Origin of the sequence: Synechococcus sp. R3-13 (assembly GCF_047462195.1) — a bacterium.
Lineage (GTDB): Bacteria > Cyanobacteriota > Cyanobacteriia > Thermostichales > Thermostichaceae > Thermostichus.
In genome coordinates this window covers 3726-8341 of sequence record NZ_JANSIO010000529.1, presented here as the reverse complement: position 1 = coordinate 8341, position 4616 = coordinate 3726, and the positions used below count along the sequence as shown (strand labels likewise).

General features: G+C 58.5%; 4 protein-coding genes. All 4 read right to left on the bottom strand.

The window, feature by feature from the left end:
• Positions 1–60: 60 nt before the first annotated feature.
• A complete protein-coding gene (gene typA / locus NW856_RS14430) occupies positions 61–1878 on the bottom strand; it encodes a translational GTPase TypA (RefSeq protein WP_414400790.1) in 1818 nt (605 codons plus the stop codon).
• Between the two features lie 168 nt (positions 1879–2046).
• A complete protein-coding gene (psb30, locus tag NW856_RS14425) occupies positions 2047–2154 on the bottom strand; it encodes a photosystem II reaction center protein Ycf12/Psb30 (protein ID WP_011433833.1) in 108 nt (35 codons plus the stop codon).
• 107 nt (positions 2155–2261) lie between these two features.
• Positions 2262–3557: a glutamyl-tRNA reductase gene (locus tag NW856_RS14420; protein WP_414400789.1), complete on the bottom strand. Its 1296-nt coding sequence runs from the start codon at positions 3555–3557 to the stop codon at positions 2262–2264.
• Positions 3558–3883: 326 nt separating this feature from the next.
• On the bottom strand, positions 3884–4616 hold a 733-nt coding region (locus NW856_RS14415; protein ID WP_414400788.1), incomplete at its 5' end, for a fructose-bisphosphatase class II family protein.

Here is a 4616-nt window from a genome sequence, read left to right as displayed (position 1 = left end):
GGCTCAAATGAAAGATCAACACAACCTAGAATCATGCTCTCTTCCAGTTGGCTGAGAAAACTAGCGGCGAGAGGGCGTTAACTGTGCCTTGCGCAGGCGCACCGACTGGGGCGTGATCTCCACCAGCTCATCCTCGCCGATGTATTCCAAAGCCCGCTCCAGGGTCATCTCCACCGGCGCTTGCAAGTGCACCAGCTCCTCCCCGCCCGCAGCTCGGTGGTTGGTCAGTTGCTTGGTTTTGCAGACGTTCAACTCCAAGTCCTGGGGACGGTTGTGCTCGCCCACGATCATGCCCTTGTAAACGCGGGTACCTGGCGTAATAAAGAATACACCTCGATCTTCCGCATTCTTGAGGGCATAGGTAGTGGCCACCCCTTCTTCAAAAGCGATCAGCACCCCGTTGCGGCGCATTTCCATCTCAGAGGTCAGGGGACGGTATTCCAAAAAGCTGTGGCTCATGATCCCCTCGCCGCGGGTGATGCGGATAAACTCCCCCCGAAAGCCGATCAGCCCTCGCGCCGGAATGACAAACTCCAGCTGAGCCCGACCATCGGATCCCACCATCATGTTCTGCATTTCTCCCCGCCGTTGCCCCAGCCGCTCGATGCAGGCCCCCACCGTCGCTTCCGGCACATCCAGCACCAAACACTCGTAGGGCTCATAGGGCTGGCCGTTGACCTCGCGGAAAATTACCTTCGGTTGCCCCACCTGAAACTCATAGCCTTCCCGCCGCATGGTTTCTAGCAGGATGCCCAGGTGCAGCTCGCCTCGCCCCGACACCAAAAAGCGATCCGGCGAGTCGGTTTCTTCCACCCGCAGCGCCACGTTGGTTTCCAACTCCCGCATCAGGCGCTCCCGCAGTTGCCGCGAAGTTACAAAAGTACCCTCTTGCCCGGCGAAGGGGGAGTCGTTGACGCAGATCATCACCTGCAATGTGGGCTCGTCCACTTTGATGAGCGGCAGAGCCTGGGGATTTTCGGGAGAGGTGAGGGTGTGGCCAATGTTGGCCTCGGCAAACCCCGCCACAGCAACAATGTGGCCGGCGGTGGCTTCCGTCAGCTCGATGCGCTGCAGGCCCTGAAAGCCGAACAGCTTGGTTACTTTGCCCTTGGCAATGGATCCATCCTCTTTCACCACTGCCAATGGATCCCCCAGACGGATGGTGCCGTTGTGGATCTTGCCGATCACGATCCGGCCCAGGTATTCCGAATACTCCAGCGTGGTGACCTGCAGCTGCAGGGGCTTGCCGGGATCCCCAATGGGAGGTGGGACATGCTTGAGAATGGCCTCGAAAAGAGGCTTCATATCCAGGGATCCGCTGTACTTCCCTTCCAGAAAGGCTTTGAGATGGGCTTCTTCCAGGGCAAAGCCGCGCAACCCAGAGGCAAATAGATAGGGGAAGTCGCACTGGTCTTCGTCTGCCCCCAGCTCCAAGAACAAATCCAGCACCTTGTCGACGGCTTTGTAGGGCTCGGCGCGAGGCCGATCAATCTTGTTGACCACCACAATTGGGCGTAGGCCCTTCTCCAAGGCTTTGCGCAGCACAAAGCGGGTTTGCGGCATCGGGCCTTCGTTGGCATCCACGATCAACAAGCAGCCCTCCACCATCCCCAGCACCCGCTCCACCTCGCCCCCGAAATCGGCGTGGCCAGGGGTGTCGACGATGTTGATCAAGGTTTCGCCGTAGCGGACGGCTGTGTTTTTGGCCAAGATGGTGATGCCCCGCTCCCGCTCCAGCGTGTTGCAGTCCATCACACAGGTGGGGATGTCTTCCCCCTCCCGAAAGATGCCCGCCTGGCGCAACAGGGCATCCACGAGGGTGGTTTTGCCATGGTCAACATGGGCAATGATGGCGACGTTGCGGATGGGGAGTGACATATTAACCATTGACCAGCAGGATGTCGCCCTACAAGCAGGAGTGCCCTAGGGATTTCTTTACAACTCTAACGCAAAGGAGCGTTACGTTGCTAAACACTCCTGGCTTTGGGCTTAGCCCCAGCACTCCCAAAGGGTTATCCCGACTGCCTCAATATCCAAAGGGATCCCCTACATATCGGCGCCGCGCAGATAGAGCAGCAGGATGACCGCCGGGCCTGCCAAGACAATCAAGGCCAGCAGGGCCAACTGCACAAAAACTTCGTATTGTCCGAACATAATCCCAGATCCTGTGGCTTACGCTTTGTATCCTAAGGGGTGCCCTCCACCCCAGATGGGAGAGCTGTTACAATTCTTCAAGTCATGCGCTCTTCGCCAAGGGATCCCTAGCGCTCCTGCTGGGCTTGAAACACCACCGGATCCAGGTTGAACAGTTCCTGCAAGATCCGCATGGCTGCTCGCCGCGCCTCAATATCCCGTTTGGCCCGCAGTTGCACCATCGGGTCGTGCAGGATCTTGTTGACGATGCCGCGGGTCAAGGCGTCGATCACCTCCAGGTGCTTCTCGGCAAAGTCCTTGCCCAGGCGGGAGAGAGCTTTTTCCATCTCCTGCTCGCGGATGGACTCCACCTTGTGGCGCAGGCTGGAAATGGTGGGCACCGTCTCCAGAGAACGCCACCACTCCATGAATTGATCCACCTCTTCTTCCACCAGGGCTTCGGCAGCCAGAGCCAGCTTTTGCCGTTGGGCGCGGTTTTCTTCCACGACGCGGGAGAGGTGATCCACATTGAACACCTGTACCCCCTTCAGCTTTTCCACGTCGGGATCGATGTTGCGGGGCACAGAGATATCCACCAACAACAGCGGCTGATCTGGCTGCAGCACCCCTGCCAGTTGCTGGTAGTTCAGGATCGGCTGGGTGGCGCCGGTGCTGGTGAAGACCAAGTTGGACTCGGCCACACTGTTCAGCAGCGACTCCCAGGGCAACACCTGGATCGGCTGCTCAAATTGCTTGGCCAGGGCTTCGGCTCGCTCCAGGGAGCGGTTCACCAGCGTGATATCGACTGCCCCCTTGGCCAACAGGTGCTGCACCAACAGACGGGCCATTCTCCCCGCCCCCACCACGGTAACCTTGCCCTGAGAGAGGGATCCCTGCTCTTGCAGGGCCAGCTCCACCGCTGCCGAGCTGATGGACATGGCGCCGGTGCCGATCTCCGTTTCGGTACGGACGCGCTTGCCGGCGGTAATGGCTGCCTTAAAAAGGCGATTGAGGATGCGATCCATGCCGTTGCAGGCTTGGCCCAGTTGCTGGGCTTTTTTCACCTGCGAGAGGATCTGCCCTTCTCCCAGCACCAAGCTATCTAGCCCGGCAGCCACCCGCATCAGGTGGGTTACCGCATCCTGGTAAAGAAGGGTAAACAGGTGCGGACGCAGTTGGGGCAAGGGGATCCCTTTCAGCTCAGCCAAGAACTGCATCGTCTGCCGTACACCACTCTCCATTTCCGAGGTGACGATGTAGACCTCCAGCCGGTTACAGGTGCTGAGGATCGCAGCCTCCTCAATGTGGGGGTGGGCGCGAAGCTGCTGGATCGTCTCTCCCACCTCCGCCTCCGCGATGCTGAGGCGCTCCCGAATCTCCACAGGAGCTGTGCGATGGCTAAGACCGACAACCGCGATAAACATGCCTCTCCGTCGTCTGTACAGCAACAGCAAAAGTTATTAAAAACAAAAACTCTGAACAAAAGCAAATATTGTTTCAGAGAGAAAGCAAGAGCTGTGACCGATACGAGGGGATCCCTTTACTCGGTTCCAGCAAGCTTAGGTAACTTTTCTCAGCCTACCTAAACCCTAAAACCAGTATCGAACCGGTTTTGCCGGATTTTGCTGAAGAGTTATTACGTTTTCACGGGTTGGGGCTTGATAGATTTCGTAACTTTCCCAAAAAGGCAAGGGCGACCTTCACCAGGGGAAAGCCGCCCCGATCTGCGAGGATGTTAGATAGGGATCCCTTAGCGCAGCTGCAGTCCGCGGGGCTGCTGGCCATCTTTCATGTGGATGGTATCCACAAAGCGCACCGTGCGGGATTGGCTGGAAATCACCAAGGTCTCGGTGCGGGCCCCACCCCCAAAGAAACGTACCCCGCGCATCAAGTCACCATCGGTGATCCCGGTGGCAGCAAAGAGGACTTCCTTGCCACTGGCCAGCTCCTCACACTCCCACACCTTGTCGGGATCCTCGATGCCTTTTTCTTTGAGTTCCCGTCGCGTTTCCTCCACGGGTGGCAAGTAGGTGCCTGCCTGAACCACCTCGGGATCGTAGATCAGCCGACCCTGGAAGTGGGCGCCCAAGCACCGCAGAGCGGCTGCCGAGATCACCCCCTCAGGAGCAGCTCCGATCCCCATCAGAGCATGAATGCCGGTGCCATTGAAGCCTGCCGAGAGAGCCGCCGAGATGTCGCCATCGGTAATCAGCTTCACCCGCGCCCCCGCCTCTCGAATTTGGCGAATCAGATCGAGGTGGCGCTTGCGATCCATGACCACCACCGTCAGATCGGAGATCTCCCGATCCAGGCTTTCGGCGATGATCTTGAGATTTTTCTCTGGCGGATAGTCGATGTGCACCTTGCCCTTGGCCTGGGGCGGAGCCGCCAGCTTTTGCATGTAGATGTCCGGGGCATGGAGAAGGCCGCCTTTCTCGGAGATGGCCAGCACGGCCATGGAGCCGTTTTGGCCTTTGGCCACT

Coding starts and splice junctions, on each gene's coding strand:
- typA (WP_414400790.1), bottom strand. CDS start 1,878: ATGTCACTCCCCATCCGCAACGTCGCCATCATTGCCCATGTTGACCAT.
- psb30 (WP_011433833.1), bottom strand. CDS start 2,154: ATGTTCGGACAATACGAAGTTTTTGTGCAGTTGGCCCTGCTGGCCTTG.
- NW856_RS14420 (WP_414400789.1), bottom strand. CDS start 3,557: ATGTTTATCGCGGTTGTCGGTCTTAGCCATCGCACAGCTCCTGTGGAG.